The following is a 17,624-nucleotide window of genomic DNA, read 5'->3' on the forward strand; positions in this document are numbered from 1 at the left end:
TCACAACTATTTTTTGCCTTTACGCCGCAGCACCACACTCAGCGCCACTCCGGCCAGCACCAGGATAATCACCCCAATGATGCCCGGCACCACCAGCGGTTGCAGGCGGACCAGCAGTGGCGGATGGCCGCCTTTCCGCACCCAGGCCACATCGTCTGCCGTCACGGTGACGTCAGGGTTGCCGTAGTTTTTCAGCACAAAGTTGCTGATATCGGCTACCTGTTGATCACTCAACTTATCAACATAGGATGGCGAGCTGAAGCCCGGCATCAATACCTGATGGTCGGTAGTATCACGCTGAACACCAAACAGAATCGCCGCAATCAGGTTGTTGGGATTGCGCATACCGGTTGCGGTGTTGTGGAACAACGAGGGATAAGCCTGGTTGGCACTCCCCGCCCCATCCGGCTGGTGACAGCTGGCGCAGTTGCCACTAAACAGCGCGGCACCGTTGGTCAGCGAGTGATTAGCGTTATTCGGGTTGCGTCCACGCAGGCTGTTTTCCACATCCATCGGCGCGCCGTAGCTGAAGGCCGGTTGCGTCTCTCCCTCATCACGCAGTGGCGTCGTGCCTTTGAGGTAAACCGCAATGGCGTGCAGATCGCTGTCCGGCAGGTATTGCAGGCTGTGCTCCACCGCCTCCGCCATACCGCCCGCGGCCTGATTTTTCCCTGGCGCACGTCCGGTTTTCAGATACTGCACCAGCTCGTCATCACTCCAGCCGCCAATGCCGCTGATCGGGTCTGAGGTGATATTCGGCGCATACCAGCTTCCTAATGGACCACCAGCCAGCGGGCGATCCTGTTGTTCCTGCATCATAAAACCGCGCGGCGTATGGCAGGTATTGCAGTGCGCCAGTCCGTTTACCAGATAATTGCCCCGATTCCATTCAGCGCTTTTGCTGCCATCGTTTTGCCACATTTTGTCGTTAGCAAACATCATGTTCCAGAACCGCATACTAAAACGCAGGCTGAACGGGAAAGGCAGATGGGTTTGTGGATTCTGTTTTTCCACCGGCTGTACGCCATGCATCAGATAGTAATACAGGGCGTGCACATCGGCGTCGGTCATCATGCTGTAGGAGGTGTAAGGCATTGCCGGATAGAGCTGCGCCCCATCGGCACGCACACCATGACGCACCGCCGCTGCGAACTCGGCTTCACTGTAGTGACCAATACCGCTTTGCGATGGGGTGATGTTGGTGGCGTATATCACCCCCATTGGCGACGCGATACCATAGCCGCCGCTGAACGCGGTTTTACTGCCGGGTGCGGTATGGCACGCCTGGCAGTCCGAAGCGATGGCAACCTGCTCGCCCTGCTGCAACAGATGGGTATCGAGCGATGCAGCCTGAACGCCAAACGTCACCAGGGCCGCCAGGCTGCTGGCAATTAATCTCTTCATGCCAGTGTCCTCATACGCTGCGCGATATCATGCGCGGCTTTCAGTCCCAGTGCCGCCATAGTCAGGGTGCTGTTCACAACGCTCGCGGAAGGGATCGCCCCGCCGCCAGGCAACCACAGGTTTTCATGGTCAAAGGCGCGACAATTACCATCCACCACCGCGTCTTTACCGCTTTTACCCATAATCACGCCACCCATAATATGGTTGTTGGCGTTGAGGCCCTTGCTGATGGTGAACTCTTTACCGTTGAACAACTGCCCGATATGTTCCAGTTGCGCATGCGACACCTCGGCTCCTTTACGCACATAATCACCGACATCGTAATAAATATCCGGGCACGGCAGACCGTGAGGATCATTGCGGGTTTTGCTTAACGTCAGACGGTTTTCCGGGTCCGGCAAAGGTTCGAGGCTGATGGAGATATCCACGCTGTGAATCGAGCGATAGCGAATTTCCTCGTCAAGCGCTTTGCCCACCAGACCTTTTTTCAACGCCTGCTGCGTTGCCGCCACCACGCGTGAGATGTTATTGAGGATCATTTTGTTCGCCGAATAATCACGACGGAAATCGCCATCGCGATAGCCCACCATGCAGCTACTCTGCGCCGGGCCACGTCCCAGCCAGACCGGTTCTTCAGTCAGGAAGGAACAGTGGAAGCCAGAGTGATCCATCATGTTGCGCCCCACCATATCTGATGCGTTGGCGATGCCATTCGGGTTACCGCCGTTGGCTGCCATCAACAACAGACGCGGGGTTTCGATGCCGTTACAGGCCAGGGCAAAGGCTTTGCCGGTGGCCTTGTGTGAGGCACCGGAACTGTCCTTCCAGTGCACCGCCGTCACCCGGTTGTTGTCATCGGTATCGATTCTGTAAACCACCGCTTCCGCCAGCACCACCGCACCGTTGCGCTCCGCACGTTCAATATGGTGAATACCGTTGTACATCGCCCCGATCGGGCAAATCGGCTGACAGTTATTGTTGCCGCAGCAGGTAGGACGCCCCTGCCACGGACGGGTGCTGCGTCCCTGGGGGATTGGCACCAGATTGTAACCATGCGGGTTCACCACGCTGGCAAAGTAGTTATCACCGTGGGCAAACGGCACCATCTCCATCGGATAAGGCTGGCTGCGTTCAGACGGGGATTGCATCGCCACATTGTTCGGTCCCGCGACGCCGATTTCGTTTTCCGCCCGACAGTACCAGGGTTCCAGCTCGTCATAGCTGATCGGCCAGTCGCGACCCACGCCATATTTCGACTGCATCACAAAATCGCTGGGATGGTGACGCCAGCAGGATGCCGCCCAGTGCCAGGTGGTGCCGCCGACGGTACGCAGGTAGCCCTGTTGAAAACTGGCGGCGTTAGGGCCGGTGACGTTGACATAGTTATTCGGCGGGAAATAGAGCGGTGCCGGGGCAAACTTTGACTGCGGGTATAACCCCTGAAAATCGGAACCGGCGCGATTGGCAAAGGGCATGTTGCGCCAGTTTTCCACCGCCTGTGCACGATCGATACGTAAACCTGCTTCCAGTACCAGTACGGAATAGCCCTGACTGACCAGTTCATTGGCCATCAAACCACCCACCACACCGGAGCCCACAATAACAATGTCTGCGGAGGCATCGCCCTGCGCAGAGAAAATCGGTTTTTTCATGGTTTTCTTCGTTTTTTATAAGGAGTGTTTACAGCGAGTCAATCAGCCCATTGCGTTCTTCCGGCACCGGGGCCGTCCACCAGATCGGACCGTTGCCACAATAAGTCGGCACCACCAGACCATCGCTGACGGTTTGGTACATCAACGCCTGCTTATAGGCGACCAGCGTGCCGTGATAGTCATCACCCACGGTTCCGGTGTACCAGGCGGTGACGATTTGATAGAGGAAATCGTGCAGACCTGCGCTGTCGGCTTTCGCCAGCAGTTGTTGCGCAGACATACCGGGTTGTAACAACAACGCAAGTTGCGTCAGGCGGGGAGCGAACTGCGCATCGCGCTGGCTAAAAGCGGCAAAAAAACGCGCCGCCAGCACCGTATCCAGATGCTTATGTTCCGTGATGGCCTGGGAGAGACTGACAAACTGCTTCACCGCATCGCTACCACTGACAACGCTGGCGGCAAACGCCCTGCCCGGCAGGCTTGCGACGACACCGGTCAGCGTTAAACCCAGGGTCGCAAAGAGAAATTCCCTGCGACTGGAACCGGTTCCATTTTTGCTGACAGAAACGGTTTCAGTTGGAAAATGTCGTTTCATGGGATACCTGATGTTGAGAAGAAAGGAGCACCAAAGTTACGGGTAACATCCTACCGTTTAAGTTTCAAAACTGTTATCAGGTTTTTATCAGATTCCGTACTTTTGTCGGGGGGATAGCACTAAATGATAAAGAAATGTGAAATTGGTTAATAAAAAACATCAGGAAGTTATGACGTTTTTTATTACCGTTTCGAATTCAAACCACGCGCGGTAAACCGCGCCGCTAAGGGGTGGCAGGCGGTGTAACGGCGCTATTTATCACGCAATTCCGTGCATGATGCCGGATAACCTGCGCGGTAAACCGCACCGCTACGAATAGGCCTGAGATGACTGAATCAACGCATTTTAATGGTGCAGCATCTCCTCCACGACCTCGGCGGTCTGCATTTGCCAGGGATAGTAAGTGGGCCAGTTATCCATCTCACTCAACAACGCTTCCTGGGAGGTGTTGCCGGTAAAGATATGGAAATGCGACGATTTTCTCGGGCCGATGATGTGATCGCTGAACTGAACGAATTTCGGGGCCGGGCTGTTAGCATCCTGACAGGTGAACAGGTAGCGCACGCCCTTCTTCCCGGATGCATAGGTCAGAATTTTGTGTCCGTCGTAGCGGTAGTGGCAGGAACTGGACTTCGCACCAATATGGAATTCCATCACACCGTCTTCGATGCCGATGGTATCAACCTGCGTGACATAGCCTTTGCGGTAATACGCTTTGACGTCGGCAAAGGTTTTGCTGGGATCTTTTTCCACCTTCTTACGCAGCACCGGATCGAGATCGCCGTTAACCAGTAACGGATAAACCGATTGCCATACACCGTCCCAGTCAGAGAGGTTGCGGTCTTTAACGTCCTTATCGGCAAATACGCCCTCTGCCGCTTTCTGCTCCATTTCCGTAAGTGGCTTACCGTGCGCATGATCCCCATGCGCCAGTACCGATGAACTCAGGCCGATTAATCCCAGAGATAACACGATTTTTTTAATTTTGCTTACCACAACCAGACTCTCCATTGGTTAAAATGGGGATGTTATATCATAACAATTTGTAACGCAAAGTGTATGCGGCCAAAAGCGTTAACCAGAACGAACAAGGTTTTTTCAGGGAACGACAAAAAGAAGCCCAAATTCATTTGGGCTAATCGGACGTGAAGAATGTTTATTATGATGTGGCATAGAGAAGTCATTGCCGGCTTCTCGTCAGGCAGGCTCAGAGTAAACCAATCCTTAACATGTTATTTATAATCTGGTGCGAAGATCTGTACCGGGCGCCCCCATCGCGACACAAATGTAATCAAATGAAAAAAATTTCGCGTAAAGTTAATGGAGTTGTGGCAGAAGTTTGCCTGCGTGTTAATTAGCAGTTAAAGCTAAAATTCAGTCGGCTAAAAGGTATTTATTATTCCTAACGGTGGTGATTACCTGCCGTGCGCAACCGTCGATATTTATCAACGAAGATTAAACGACAACAACCCATCGTCATACGTATAACTGGCTTACCAGTCACGTTGAGGAGTCAGATATGAAAGCTTTAGTTAACGACATCATTTCTATTTTTACTGAAAAGACAATTAACCCGGTACTGGTCCGTTCAGGATTATCTCACCGTGAAATTGCCTCGATCCACCCGGTTGGGGTTACCAGCGTCAGTTGGGTGACCTCTATGGAAGAACTTAATGACGCCTTTGTGAAAAAGGCGCTGGAAGCGGGTGCCGTGGGCTACCACATCACCAATGTCGATTCCCATCAACCGGGCAATGATGGTCAGCATGTGATGGCGGCGACTGCAACCCTGTATCATATTAATGACAAAGTGGCTTACGGTTAAAACGTGGATTACCGAACAATCTGGCACACAGCAGGCACATCGCCAGGCACCATTCCCCTGGCGATGTGCATTTAATCAGGTGAATAATTCCGCCCCGATATATGAACCTTCAGCCGGTGCCGGTGGAATAAAGAAAATGGCTGAACCAATATGGGAAATATATTCATTCAACGCATCTGCCGCGCCCAATTTAGCCTGTAAGGTTTCAAAATGTGCCGGATCATTCTGATAACTGATAAACAGCAATCCCGCATCGAGAAAGCCGAGATTATTTAAGCCATCGGTATAATTATAAGAACGTCGCAGGATACGAATACCCTGATTATTCTCATGCGCCGCCAGGCTGATATGCGCCGTAGCCGGAATAACCCGTTCACCGCTTTGATCCTTGACCTCAAAATCAGGCTGATCAAACTCTTTATGACCGCTCAGCGGAGCACCGGACAGCTTATGGCGACCAAAGATATTATTTTGATCGCTGACGCGGTCCACATCCCAGTTCTCGATGTGCATACGAATTTTACGTACCACCTGATAGCTACCCTGCTGCTGCCAGGCCGGACCCTCATTAATCCACACATGGCGTTTGAAATCGGCTTTCTCGGTGATATTGCGCGTACCATCCTTAAAACCAAACAGGTTGCGCGGCGTGGATTGCCCCTTACCTGCGGAGGCGCGGCCAAATCCCAACACCGACCAGCGTGTCGCCGCGGTGCCCGTCGCCTTGGCGATACGTGCCAGGTTACGCACCGCGTGATACGCCACCTGCGGATCATCAGCACAGGCCTGAATCGAGAGATCGCCCCCGGTCAGTTCCGGCTCAAAGTTGTCGCTGGGTAGCTGAATCAACTCGCGCATCAGCGGCGGCTTCTTCCCTGCCAGGCCCATTGCTTCATTGAAAATACGCGGCCCCAGACCAACGGTGACGGTTAACGAGGCGGGCCCCAGATCCATCGCTTCGCCGGTATCGCCCCCCACTCCGCTGTTGCGCGCGGGTTCAATCTGACCAATGGTTTCGCCGCGCATCATCTGCGCGATGGCGGATGACCAGCGCGCCAGCAAAACCTGGAGATCGCGCGGATTCTGCGAGGTCAGGTCAAACGCCATAAACATAATATGGCGCTGCGGGGGTGTTTCGATACCCACCTGTCCACCGGTGCCATAAAAAGCATGCTCGCGCGACAGGTCAACACGATCTTCGGGATTATGCTGCGCTTCAATCTGTCCGTGCGCCGAACTGACTGCCGGAATCGTCAGGGCGCTGGCGACCGCCCCTTTCAATAAATCTCGCCGGGTGAAATTACCGGCCTCCCTGGCCGGTTTGGACTTATCGTTCATCGATTATTTTCCGCTGGTTGCGACTTTTTCAGCGATTTTGGACAACGGTTCCTGCAACGCCTGTACAGCACGGCTCAGTTTGGCACCCTCTGAGGCCTTCAGTTCGGCGGTGTAGTACTTGTAGCCACCCGGAATCGCCGGGTCGCGGTAAGTTTCCAGTAACGCGCGCACTGACGCGAACTGCTCGGTGACACGCTTGGTCAGATCGGGATCGATTTTCTCCAGACCCGGTTTCAGGAAGGCGAATGCCTGCTCAGCACCTTCGATGTTACCGGCGAAATCGATCAAATCGAGATGGCTGAAGGCTTCTTCTTCGCCACTGATTTTGTTGCTCTGAACTTCTTCCAGCAGATCCGCAGCACCGTTTGCCAGGTCTTCCGGTTTATAAGTCAGTTGCTTAACCTGCTCATCCAGTTTGTGTACGTTGGTTTGCAGTTCAGCCGCCAGTTGTTTGGTTTCCGGCGTAATCGCTTTTTTGCTGAACAGCTCACGTTCAATAGCGTGGAAACCATGCCAGCCCACTTTCGGATCGATGTTGGACGCACGCATGTCGACTAAGTAATCGAGGTTGCCTGCATTATCGGTGGCTTTAAAGCCCGGTAACACGAAGCCGCTGACGTCAGATTCGATACGTTCGTAGAACGGACGCGCTTTGGCGTAGTCTGCTTTGGCTTTTTCCAGATCGCCCGCATCAATGTCTGCCTTCAGACGATCGACCGCCACCACCATGGCATCCACTACGCCGTTAACATAGCTGGCGTAACCTTTGGTGCCCTCTTCCAACAGCGTCGCGACGCTGCCGGTCGGAGCTGCCGCCGCTTTACCGGTGACGGTAAAGTTAGTCAACTCCTGTTTCGCCCCCGGGCAATAAATCTGGTAGGTGCCGCCGTCCAGCGTGACGGTGAATTTCACCGCAGGCAGGCCCGGTGCGAGGTTCTCTTTTTCGCCCAGAATACGGTTGTCGCTTAACAGTTCCAGCTCAGTCAGTGAGGTCGCGGTTTTATTGACCACGGTGAAGGTGACCGGACCCGCTTTCGCCGAAGTATGGTCGATATGGCAGGTGCCATCGCCTTCACTGGTCATGGTGATGTTGACCTGTGAAGCGCCGTTTTTCACCGGCGCTGCCGTAGCCGCCTGCGCATCCACGGACAGCATTAAAGCCGCAGAAATCCCTGCTGCAATCAGCGCGTATTTTGTAGAGAACGGTTTTGTCTTCATCGTGCCTTCCTGTTTATTTTTCAGGCAGTTGGTGAGTTGAACTGTCCAGCAGTCCCTGTTTGCTGCGTCCTCGGGCACGAACACCTTTCAGCCGCCGGAACTGGAGACTGGCTGAGAAAAAGCAGGTGAAGGCCAGAATGGCAAAAAGTGAAGGTAAAATAACGGCCCAGAAGTGCCAGATATCATGAGCAACAACCGCATCACGCAAGCGTTGTTCAATATCCTGTGACCAGGTCGGGCTGATCTGCCAGTCGCACCCGGCTTCTGCGGTACGCGCCCGCGCGCTGATGGTGCGGGGAGACTGGAGGCCACCGCCCGATAACGTGATAAAGGTGCCGGCCTGAGATTCCGCGCTCACCAACACGCCACGCCTCATGGCGGCATCAACACGGCAATTCACCGTCCATTTGGCGTCATAAGGACCGGGATGTTGTGACGGACTTAAGCCAACCGGGATGCGGTTGCCATAGGCGGCCATGACCTGGTCGAGCGTCAGCGGTGAACTGGCATCGGCGGGTTCATAGCTGAAACTCGCCTGCCACTCCTGACGCCCCGAGGTGCTGACGTTGCTGAGCTGATCGGCAGGCACCACCAGCGTTTCCGCTGCCTGTCCCTCAAGCGTGACGGCAAACTGTTTGCCTGCGCCGGGCTGGCTGCTGATATGGCCGACCGGTTGCTGCGAGGTGCGGCTGACCAACGGAATTTGATCAGGAATGTCCACATCCGGTGCCGGATAGCCAAAGAACAGTAACAACGCGGTGATCGTCAGGCCCGCGCCGGTCACGGTGGTGAACTGTGCGGCTCTTTTTGGTGTCGGTCTTAAGTGGGCAGGCCAGTAGATCATCGCCGCGACCACCACGATATAGATAATCCAGCCTGCGAATTCCACCAGACGCGGATCTGCCGGAATACCCAGCACGCCGGTAATCAGCGCCGATTGCACGGTGCCGGGAGTCACCAGCCAGCTCAGGTCAACAATGCGTTGTTGTCCGGTGTTTAACCATCCCGCTTCATGCGCGCTACGTAACGCGGAGATAATTAAACCGGCAGCAACCAGAATCAGGAACAACCCGGTAAGACGGAAGAAACGCGACAGGTTAATACGGATGCCACCGACATAGATGCCCCATCCTACCAGTACGGCAGCCAGTAACCCCAATACGGCACCCACCGCCGCCCAGGCAGCCGACTGCGAAGCGGAAAAAGTCGCCAGTAGAAATACGCTGGTTTCGAAGCCTTCTTTCAGTACCGCGAGAAACGCCATGCTGGTCAACGCCCAGGCGCTGGAATGGCTGATGGCTTCTGCTGCTTCGGTTTCCAACTGACGCTTGAGGTTGTGCGCATGATTGTTCATCCACATCACCATGCCGGTGACAAAAAACACTGCCACCAGGCCGATAATGGACTCCATCATCTCCTGACGCGCCTGCGGTAACGCGTTTTCGGTCAGGTTCAGCACAAAACCCACGCCAAGGGAGAGTATCACCGCACAACCGACACCCAACCACATCGCGGTGAGCGAACGGCCATTTTTGCGTAAGAAAGCGGCGATAATGCCTACGATTAATGCGGCTTCAAGGCCTTCGCGCAATGCGATAATGAACGTGGCCAGCAAGTTGAGTGCTCCCAAAAGTGGCTAAAAGCGAAATGATAATAATTATTAGTATCACTCCCCGTGAGAATAATAAACATTCCCGCTAACCAGCATAGTAAAAAAAGGAAAAACTCTATTTGCTCGTGACATTGCCAGATATTATTTTGCTCCCTGATGTGAGCCACATCTCAACATTAAGTTAACCTTAAGAATTAAGGCGACTCCGTTAAAAGACACAAGGTAGCGGCGCGATTTTAACCCTAAAAAAAACAGCGCGATAAATCGCGCCGCTACGCAACCGGGGAGAGATGCCGCCATCCCCGGTGCTTATTTCGTTGATTGTAGAGATATGTAAAGGGAACAGCTTGATATGTCTTGTAATTTTATTTAACTGCTGAATTATTGGTCCAACAGGTGCGGCTTTCTTTCATGCTTAAAATTGTTGATTTATTTGCTGTAGCATTTTATTCGCTGCGGTTTTAGGTTGCAGGCGGCAGCGCCTGTAAGATGCGTCCGGCCTCAGCGGCGCTCAATGGATACGCATAAAACTGGCGATAAAAATCGCGCGTGGCGTCGACGATATTCAGATCGGGAAACAGCTCAGGATGCAATTTGGCTGCGGCCCATTGAATCTGGAGCGCCACCTCGGTGCCATAGCGATCCCACGGAAACACCCCTGCCGGATTCTGCCACACCCGATGATTTTTCACCGCATTGACGCTGCCAAACAGAGCAGCGTAATCGGAATCCGCCAGGGTTCCCGCACCTGCACCAATAATGATCACATCCGGGTTCCAGCGAATCACCTCCTCTGGGGAGATCGGCTTCATATTGCCTTCAATGCCCGCCGCAACATTGCGTCCTCCCGCCAGCGAGATCCAGCTATCAATCAGGGTGTCGCGGCCATCCACTTTCAACGGATGCAGCGACTGAATATGCAGCACGCGAGGACGCTGACTGGCACTTAACCCCTGTGTTTTCGCCTGAATGCGGGTAATTTGCTGATCGAGATAATGGTTATACGCCACCGCGCGTGCCTCGGCCTCAGCCGTACCCACCACCTGCGCGGTGGTGGTGAGGGAGCGGCGCAGCGAGGCAAAGTCATCAAATTGCATCTCCAGCACCGGGATCCCCGCCAGCCGGTAAGACTGGGCATCAGGATCATGGGCCGGAACGAAAATCGCATCGACATGACGCGCCACCAGCGCTTCGCTGGCGAAGGTTTTACCGTGCGCCTGTAGCGCCTGAAACAACGTTGGCTGCACCTTAAACATCCAGGGGCGATCGGCCGGATGATTCACCGTCGCCACAATACGGTCCCCCGCTCCCAGCGTCATCAGCAACGAATGGTGAGCGAACCAGGCATCGGCGATATGCGTCACCGGATGGCTAATTGCCACCTGCTGACCCACATCGTCCGTCACCGTTTGGGCCTGAGCCACAGCGCTAATTACCAGCAGCGCCAGCCCGCAGAAAGGTTTTAACATGGCCTTGCTCCCGATCAGAAATTGAGTTGCATGGAAACCTGAACCATACGCGGTTCGCCCAGTTGCGCGCTGGCATAGCCAGAACCGCTGTAGCCGTTTAGCCCACCCGGCACGATATTGGTCCAGTAGTGGCGATTGGTCAGGTTAGTGACATCAAGGCGGAAGGTGGTGGCGGTGTTGAACAGTTGCGTCTTCCACGCCGCCCCCGCATCCAGCGTGGTGTAACCGCTGACCCAACCCTCGTTCTGGTTGTCGGTACTACGACGCCCGACATAATGCATGCCGCCGTGAATATCGGTACCGCTCAGCATTGGCAGGTCGTAAGCGGCAAACAGGCTGGCAACATAGCGCGACAAACCGACGATTTGTTTATTCTCCGTCTGCGCGCTGGCGGTTTTCAGCAGACGCGGGTCCAGCCAGGTCATGCCACCATAGACGTGTAAACGCTCGGTGACATCGCCGTCGGCCATCAGCTCAATGCCCCGGTTACGCTGCTCACCGTCCACCGCATAGTCACCGTTGGCGTTGGTAAAGGCATAAGGACGCTTGATCTGAAACAGTGCGGCAGTCAGCAGCAATTTATTGACCGCCAGTTTGCTCCCCACCTCAACCTGACGGCTACGATACGGCGCCAGGATGTTGCCTGCGTTGTTGGCGGTGGCGGGTGCGGTGTCGCCCTGTTGCAGGCTGTCGGCGTAGCTGACATACAGCGTCAGCGGATCAACCGGCTTATACATCAGGCTGGCTGAGCCGCTAAAACCACTATTTGACGACTCGCTGCTGCGGCTGCCGGTTTTGCTGTAGTTGGCCGAGCTAAGCAGGCTTTCGCTGCCCGCCAGCAGCAGGCTCCACTGCGGAGAAAACGCCAGATTATCGCTGAGCAAAAACGCATGTTGGGTGGCGGTGGCTGAGTGATAGCGATCGGTAAAATCGGGATAGTCCGGCTCGGCAAATGCCTGGGGATTATCCAACGACGCGCTGCCCAATGTGCTGGTGCCACCGGCTTTCGGGTTCATATTTTTCCAGACGAACCCCCGTACCCCGGCGGCGATTTGATGGTGGACCCAGCCGGTATCTACTTCACCATTGAGGTTTGCCAGGTAACTGTTGATGGTAAAACGGCTGGCAGTGGCGGATGAGGTGGTGGTGGTGTAATGCCCCTGGTTATCGGTAAAGGTATTGGTCACCGCTGTTGATTCACGGTCGGCAATTTGACGCAGCACGGCCACCTCGCCTTGCCAGTTTCCATCGAAATCGTGTTTCAGATGCACGCCCGCCGTCAGGGTGTGGTTATTATCCCCGGCGTAAGATTGGCCGAGATGGGCGGTTTTCGGATCTGGCGCTGCCGGGAAGGTCAGACCGCTACCCAGCGCGAATTTACCCGGCAGCCCTTTGTCGTAAAAATGGTAGTAGCTAAAATTGGTTTCCAGCACCGTCTGATCGGTGAGGTTGGCATCCAGCGCGAAGCTGACCAGTTGGCGGCGCTTTTTGCTGCCTGTGACGTAGCCACTGCCTTCATCATCCAGCAGATTGAGGCGATAACGCAGCCGATCGTTATCATCCAGTGGACCGCTAAAATCCCCCGCCAGCAAATGGCTGATGCCGGTTCCCGCGCCGATAGTGACGCTATGTTGTGGGGAATCGGTGGGACGTTTGCTGACAAAATTAAATAATCCCGCCGGATTAGTCGGTCCATATAGCGAACCGGCCAAACCATTCAGCACTTCCAGATGGTCAAACTGCGCGGCGGCGTAATCCGTGGTGGAGACGACATTCAATCCGTCAATCATGCTGTTCTGCACCACGCTTCCTTGCATACCTCGCGTTTGTGGTCGGGCACCATCCCCCTGCACCGAAGGCATATAGCGGTAAATATCGCTGATACTTTTTAGCTGTTGGCGTTTCATTAATTGCGGTGAAACCGTTTGCACTGACCAGGGCGTATTACGGATTTCCTGGCTGCCTGAATTACCTAACGTGGCTTTTTTCTCGACCGATGACGGGGTGTTATTCGGGTTTGCGGTGACGGTCAGAGCGGGTTGTTCCGCCGCCTGGGCGTGAATCGCCATCAGTATGCTGACGCTAATCAGACTGATAAGCGGGGTGTTACGCGATTTAATTTCCATTACCTTGCCATTGCCTGGATTAATAAAATATTTACTTATGGTATTGTTTTGTAAGGTTATTATTATCGTTGTGTAAATTATTATATATCGATAAAAATTAAAAGGGCAATGCTGTATATCCCCTCCACCTCCATCGCTATATACTTCCGCACATATCGAAACCAGGAGTTATTATGAATCGCCCTTTTTACCGTTACGCCCTGGCGGGCGTGTTATTGCTTACCTCTTTATCCAGTTTTGCCAGCCGGGTGGTCACAGACCAGATTGGCCGTCAGGTGACCATTCCCGATCAGGTTGACCGCGTGGTGGTACTGCAACATCAAACCCTCAATTTGCTGGTGCAACTCAATGCCACCGACAAAATCGTCGGCATTCTCGCCAACTGGAAACAACAACTCGGCGATGGCTACGCCACGCTGGTGCCGGAACTGAATCACAAAGCGATGCTCGGCGATCTCACTCACGTTGATATGGAGAGCCTGGTGGCGCTGCATCCGCAGGTGGTGTTTGTCACCAACTACGCGCCGAAGGAGATGATCGATAAAATTTCCGCGCTGGGCATTCCGGTGATCGCCATCTCGCTGCGCCATGACGACGCCGGTCAGCAAGGCAAAATCAACCCTGCCATGCAGGATGAGGAGCAGGCCTACAATCTGGGGATTAAGGAGGGCATCACGCTGATTGGCGAAGTGGTCAACAGACAAGCGCAGGCCAAAGCCTTGATTGCCGCCGCGTTCGCCGGTCGTCAGAAGGTCACCGATCGTCTGCGTTCCGTGCCTGAGCAACAACGGGTACGGGCTTATATGGCGAACCCGGATCTCACCACCTACGGTGCCGGAAAATATACCGGGCTAATGATGTCTCACGCCGGGGCGTTGAATGTCGCCGCTGCCACCATTCAGGGTTTCAAACAGGTGAGCATGGAGCAGGTGATTGCCTGGAATCCGCAGGTCATTTTTGTGCAGGACCGCTACCCACAGGTGGTGGATGAGATCACGCACAGCACGCAATGGCAGAGCATCGATGCGGTGAAGCACCATCGTGTCTGGCTGATGCCGGAATATGCCAAAGCCTGGGGTTATCCGATGCCGGAAGCCATCGGGCTGGGTGAATTGTGGATGGCGAAGAAACTCTACCCGGAAAAATTCCGCGACATCAACATGCAGAAGGAAGCCGATCGTTGGTATCAACAATTTTACCGGACACATTATCATGACAACGTTGCGCGTCCTGGCAGCAGGTAGCCTTCGGCCCGTCTGGCCAGCGTTAGTAGCGGCCTGGGGATCACCGGTCGACACTGATTTCGGCCCGGCGGGTTTGCTGCGTGAACGTATTCTGGCCGGGGAAAGCTGTGACCTGTTCGCCTCTGCGAACACCGCCCACGCGGAGCACTTGCGGCAATGCGGGCTGGCGCAACAAACCGGCCGCTTTGCCGCCAATAGCCTGTGCCTGACCGTGAAGCGCGATCGGGTCAGACCGGGAGAAGATTGGTTAACCGTGCTGACTCGCCCTGACCTGCGACTCGCCACCTCCACGCCGCATAGCGATCCTTCCGGCGACTATACCTGGCAATTGTTTGCCGCCATTGAGCAGCGGCAGCACGGCATGGGTCGCTTACTGGAGAACAAAGCCCGTTGCCTGGTCGGTGGGCCACAAAGCCTGATCGTGCCACCCGGCGAGTTGGCTGCCCGATGGCTGCTGGCACAGGATCATGCGGATATGTTTATCGGTTACACCAGCTACGCACCGCGCCTGACCGTATGTCCTGAGCTGCACATCTTCACCATTCCGCCAGCCTGTAACATTCGGGCCGAATACGCCTGGGCGCTTTGTCAGCCGTCAGCACAGTCACTGGCAGATTTTCTGCAATCCCCTGTCGCCCAACAGATTTTAAGTCAAAACGGATTTTTGCCCGTAATGGCTTGATCTGGCGCAGGGAAACGCCGCCTTCAGCGCGAAATTATTTTATGGTTATTGCGCGCTGAAGGCGCTTTTACGGAAAAACATGATCCAGATCACATTTACCACACTGATGACCGAGGGCGCTTAAAACCCCACAAAGGCTGCAAGATGGACAAAATAGCGTCTAATCGGCCCATTCCCCTGCCTTTTATGCTCCATGCCGCATTAGGGAAATTTAATAATTAGCCCTCAATAGATCACCCCGTAAAAACATCTTTTTTTATTACGAAACAATTTGTCGTATTTATCGAGGTGAGCAGTTTTTTTATTCTGGCAGGATACGCCGCACTTAGCGTCTCCTGGTCTTATTACTGTCATGCCGTGGTTTTCAAAAAACGCCGTTTTTTTTGCTGTAAAAACCTGTCTGGCCGCCTTTCTGGCATTGTATTTTGCACTGGAACTGAATCAGGACAAACCGGCCTGGGCACTGACCACCGTGTTTGTTGCGTCGCAACTCTATTCCGCCTCGACCATCTCCAAATCGGTGTTCCGTCTGCTCGGTACGCTGCTGGGTGGGGTGTTTATCTTTTTTATCTTTCCGCTGACGGTTGAACACCCGTTGCTGTTCAGCCTGTGCGTCTCGCTGTGGGTCAGCGTCTGCCTGTATCTGTCGCTGCACGACCGCACGCCGAAAAGCTATGTCTTTATGCTGGCCGGTTACAGCGCGGCGATCATGGGCTTCCCGGAAGTCACCACCCCGCTGGGGATCACCAGCACGGTGTTGTCTCGTATTGAGGAGATTACCCTCGGCATCGTCTGTAGCAGCCTGGTGCATGGTTTGTTGTTTCCGGTGTCGATGCGCAGCCTGCTGGAACAAAGCGTCAGCCAGTGGTATCTCAACGCCCGTAAGCTGTGCGGCGACCTGCTCTCCGGTATCCCGACGGCGAAATCACCGGAACGTGACGATATTCTGATCCGCATGGCGACCAACCCGCAACAGGTGGAGATTTTGATCACCCACTGCGTGTATGAAGGGAATGCCGCACGCCAGTTGATTCGCCTCGTCAGCGTGCAATACCAACATCTGTCCTATCTGATCCCGACACTGATCGCCATCGAGATTCGCCTGCAACGCTTAGCAGAACTGAACATCACCTTCCCGGAAAATGTGGCGCAAACCTTTCGCCAGTTTTTGCTGTGGTTGCATGATGGAGAAGCGGTGGGCGACACCCACGACATTCAGCAAGCGCTGGCCGCCTGTCAGGCGGAACTCAACCAAGCCTGGCGACAGGGGGAATTACCCACCGAATCCTGTCTGTTGCTGACCGGCGTGCTGGAGAGGTTGACGGATTTTGTTCGCATTGCCGGGGCGTATCAAAGTGTGGGAGGGCTGGTCAGCGACCTGTCCGGCGACACCTCGCTGGCACGCGGCAAACGCACCCATCGCTTTTATGACAAGGGTTTAATTCGCCTCTCGGCGTTAACCGCGTTTTGCGCCACCTTCGGCTCCTGTCTGCTGTGGATGGCAACTGGCTGGCGTGATGGTGCCTCCGCGCCAGTAATGGCGGCAATCCTCAGCTCCTTTTTTGCCAGTCTCGATACCCCGCTCACCTCGATGAAGCTGTTTGTGCGTGGCGTGATCGTCGCCATCATTATCAGCGTGGTGTATGTGGCAATTCTGCTGCCCCAGGCCACCTCATTTGAGGCGCTGATGATTTGTCTGGCACCCGGCCTTATTCTGCTGGGAATGATGATTGCCCGTCCCACCACCAATATGATCGGCCTGAGCGTCGCCATCCAGATCCCCGGTTTTATCGGCCTCGGCCACCATCTTCGCCCTGACCTGGTGGCGCTGTTTAACACCGCCATCGCCTCAATGACCGGGGTGTTGTTTGCGGTGATCCTGACGGCGATTATGCGTAACAAGCGCCCGTCCTGGACCGCGCGTCGTGCAGTGCGTATCGGTTTGCGTGAGCTGCTGCGCTTTATCAAAGAGACGGAGCGAAATGGTTCTTCTCTGCTCGGACGTCAGCGCTATATCGGCCTGATGCTGGATAAGCTGAACGTGGTGCTGCCGCGTCTGCGCCTCGATCCGCAACCGGATATGACCGCTGCCGGCATGTTATTGACCGAGGTGTGGCTGGGGGTAAACAGTTTTGACTACTACGCGCGCCATAAGGATCTGCTGGCAAAATATCAGCTCGATAGTGGACAGATGTTTCACGAACTGGGGCTGTTTTTGAAACGCCGCCTCAAATCGCTACAGACTCCGCCGCACCCGGACCTGCTGGATGAAATCGATATCCTGCTGCTGATGCTGGAACGGTTGGCAATGTGGGATGAAAGCCTGCTGACGCCGCTGTTCCATCTCGCCAGCGTACGTTTGTATCTGTTCCCCCACCAGGCGTGGCCGGTGATGAACAGCCGCCAGGCAGAGTTGATGCAACAGAAGATGTACCGACTGCCCCTGCGTTAACCGCTGA

Annotated in this window: 13 protein-coding genes; 4 read left to right on the forward strand and 9 right to left on the reverse strand. The window is 54.7% G+C overall.

The annotated features are described in order from the left end of the window. Positions 1-6: 6 nt before the first annotated feature. The 4 genes from AC6I8N_RS21820 to zinT form a co-directional block, all read right to left on the reverse strand. Positions 7-1,404, reverse strand: coding sequence for a c-type cytochrome (locus AC6I8N_RS21820; protein WP_497830733.1), 1,398 nt, complete (start codon positions 1,402-1,404; stop codon positions 7-9). After that, positions 1,401-3,056: a GMC family oxidoreductase gene (locus AC6I8N_RS21825; protein WP_208725619.1), complete on the reverse strand. Its 1,656-nt coding sequence runs from the start codon at positions 3,054-3,056 to the stop codon at positions 1,401-1,403. Before AC6I8N_RS21825 ends, AC6I8N_RS21820 begins: the two co-directional genes overlap by 4 nt. Before the next feature lie 28 nt (positions 3,057-3,084). After that, positions 3,085-3,651, reverse strand: a complete 567-nt coding sequence (locus tag AC6I8N_RS21830; protein WP_497830734.1) for a sugar dehydrogenase complex small subunit — start codon at positions 3,649-3,651, stop codon at positions 3,085-3,087. Between the two features lie 345 nt (positions 3,652-3,996). Beyond that, positions 3,997-4,647, reverse strand: coding sequence for a metal-binding protein ZinT (gene zinT / locus AC6I8N_RS21835; protein WP_497830735.1), 651 nt, complete (start codon positions 4,645-4,647; stop codon positions 3,997-3,999). Between the two features lie 523 nt (positions 4,648-5,170). Here zinT and AC6I8N_RS21840 point away from each other — a divergent pair. Next, positions 5,171-5,476, forward strand: a complete 306-nt coding sequence (locus tag AC6I8N_RS21840; protein ID WP_013511572.1) for a YdgH/BhsA/McbA family protein — start codon at positions 5,171-5,173, stop codon at positions 5,474-5,476. Between the two features lie 75 nt (positions 5,477-5,551). On the opposite strand, the gene efeB is transcribed toward AC6I8N_RS21840, so the two are convergent. The 5 genes from efeB to AC6I8N_RS21865 all read right to left on the reverse strand — a co-directional run bounded on the left by efeB (position 5,552) and on the right by AC6I8N_RS21865 (position 13,239). Further along, entirely contained in the window at positions 5,552-6,814 is a 1,263-nt protein-coding gene (gene efeB / locus AC6I8N_RS21845; protein ID WP_497830736.1) for an iron uptake transporter deferrochelatase/peroxidase subunit, read from the reverse strand. Positions 6,815-6,817: 3 nt separating this feature from the next. Beyond that, entirely contained in the window at positions 6,818-8,032 is a 1,215-nt protein-coding gene (gene efeO, locus AC6I8N_RS21850; protein WP_497830737.1) for an iron uptake system protein EfeO, read from the reverse strand. Between the two features lie 13 nt (positions 8,033-8,045). Further along, entirely contained in the window at positions 8,046-9,647 is a 1,602-nt protein-coding gene (gene efeU / locus AC6I8N_RS21855) for an iron uptake transporter permease EfeU (protein WP_497830738.1), read from the reverse strand. 458 nt (positions 9,648-10,105) lie between these two features. Then, complete coding sequence (locus tag AC6I8N_RS21860) at positions 10,106-11,113, reverse strand: ABC transporter substrate-binding protein (RefSeq protein WP_497830739.1); 1,008 nt, start codon at positions 11,111-11,113, stop codon at positions 10,106-10,108. 14 nt (positions 11,114-11,127) lie between these two features. After that, on the reverse strand, positions 11,128-13,239 hold the full coding sequence (locus AC6I8N_RS21865; protein WP_497830740.1) for a TonB-dependent receptor: 2,112 nt from the start codon (positions 13,237-13,239) through the stop codon (positions 11,128-11,130). A 173-nt stretch (positions 13,240-13,412) separates the two neighbouring features. Between AC6I8N_RS21865 and AC6I8N_RS21870 the strand changes: the two genes are divergently transcribed. From AC6I8N_RS21870 to AC6I8N_RS21880, 3 genes are all read left to right on the forward strand, one after another. Continuing rightward, entirely contained in the window at positions 13,413-14,483 is a 1,071-nt protein-coding gene (locus AC6I8N_RS21870) for an ABC transporter substrate-binding protein (RefSeq protein WP_497830741.1), read from the forward strand. Continuing rightward, the gene (locus tag AC6I8N_RS21875; RefSeq protein ID WP_497830742.1) at positions 14,452-15,165 is read left to right on the forward strand and encodes a substrate-binding domain-containing protein; all 714 of its coding nucleotides are present in this window, start codon (positions 14,452-14,454) and stop codon (positions 15,163-15,165) included. Before AC6I8N_RS21870 ends, AC6I8N_RS21875 begins: the two co-directional genes overlap by 32 nt. A gap of 352 nt (positions 15,166-15,517) precedes the next feature. Continuing rightward, positions 15,518-17,617 carry an FUSC family protein gene (locus AC6I8N_RS21880; RefSeq protein WP_497830743.1) on the forward strand — a complete coding sequence of 700 codons (2,100 nt, stop codon included), beginning with the start codon at positions 15,518-15,520 and terminating at the stop codon, positions 17,615-17,617. Positions 17,618-17,624 lie beyond the last annotated feature (7 nt).

The sequence above is a fragment of the Pantoea sp. X-Soil-TKNS-1279 genome (assembly GCF_059730565.1).

Excerpts from the sequence above, each read along its gene's own strand:
- AC6I8N_RS21825 (WP_208725619.1), bottom strand. The coding sequence starts at position 3,056 with ATGAAAAAACCGATTTTCTCTGCGCAGGGCGATGCCTCCGCAGACATT.
- AC6I8N_RS21860 (WP_497830739.1), bottom strand. The coding sequence starts at position 11,113 with ATGTTAAAACCTTTCTGCGGGCTGGCGCTGCTGGTAATTAGCGCTGTG.
- AC6I8N_RS21865 (WP_497830740.1), bottom strand. The coding sequence starts at position 13,239 with ATGGAAATTAAATCGCGTAACACCCCGCTTATCAGTCTGATTAGCGTC.
- AC6I8N_RS21880 (WP_497830743.1), top strand. The coding sequence starts at position 15,518 with ATGCCGTGGTTTTCAAAAAACGCCGTTTTTTTTGCTGTAAAAACCTGT.
- AC6I8N_RS21870 (WP_497830741.1), top strand. The coding sequence starts at position 13,413 with ATGAATCGCCCTTTTTACCGTTACGCCCTGGCGGGCGTGTTATTGCTT.
- AC6I8N_RS21840 (WP_013511572.1), top strand. The coding sequence starts at position 5,171 with ATGAAAGCTTTAGTTAACGACATCATTTCTATTTTTACTGAAAAGACA.
- AC6I8N_RS21875 (WP_497830742.1), top strand. The coding sequence starts at position 14,452 with ATGACAACGTTGCGCGTCCTGGCAGCAGGTAGCCTTCGGCCCGTCTGG.
- efeO (WP_497830737.1), bottom strand. The coding sequence starts at position 8,032 with ATGAAGACAAAACCGTTCTCTACAAAATACGCGCTGATTGCAGCAGGG.
- AC6I8N_RS21820 (WP_497830733.1), bottom strand. The coding sequence starts at position 1,404 with ATGAAGAGATTAATTGCCAGCAGCCTGGCGGCCCTGGTGACGTTTGGC.
- AC6I8N_RS21830 (WP_497830734.1), bottom strand. The coding sequence starts at position 3,651 with ATGAAACGACATTTTCCAACTGAAACCGTTTCTGTCAGCAAAAATGGA.
- efeB (WP_497830736.1), bottom strand. The coding sequence starts at position 6,814 with ATGAACGATAAGTCCAAACCGGCCAGGGAGGCCGGTAATTTCACCCGG.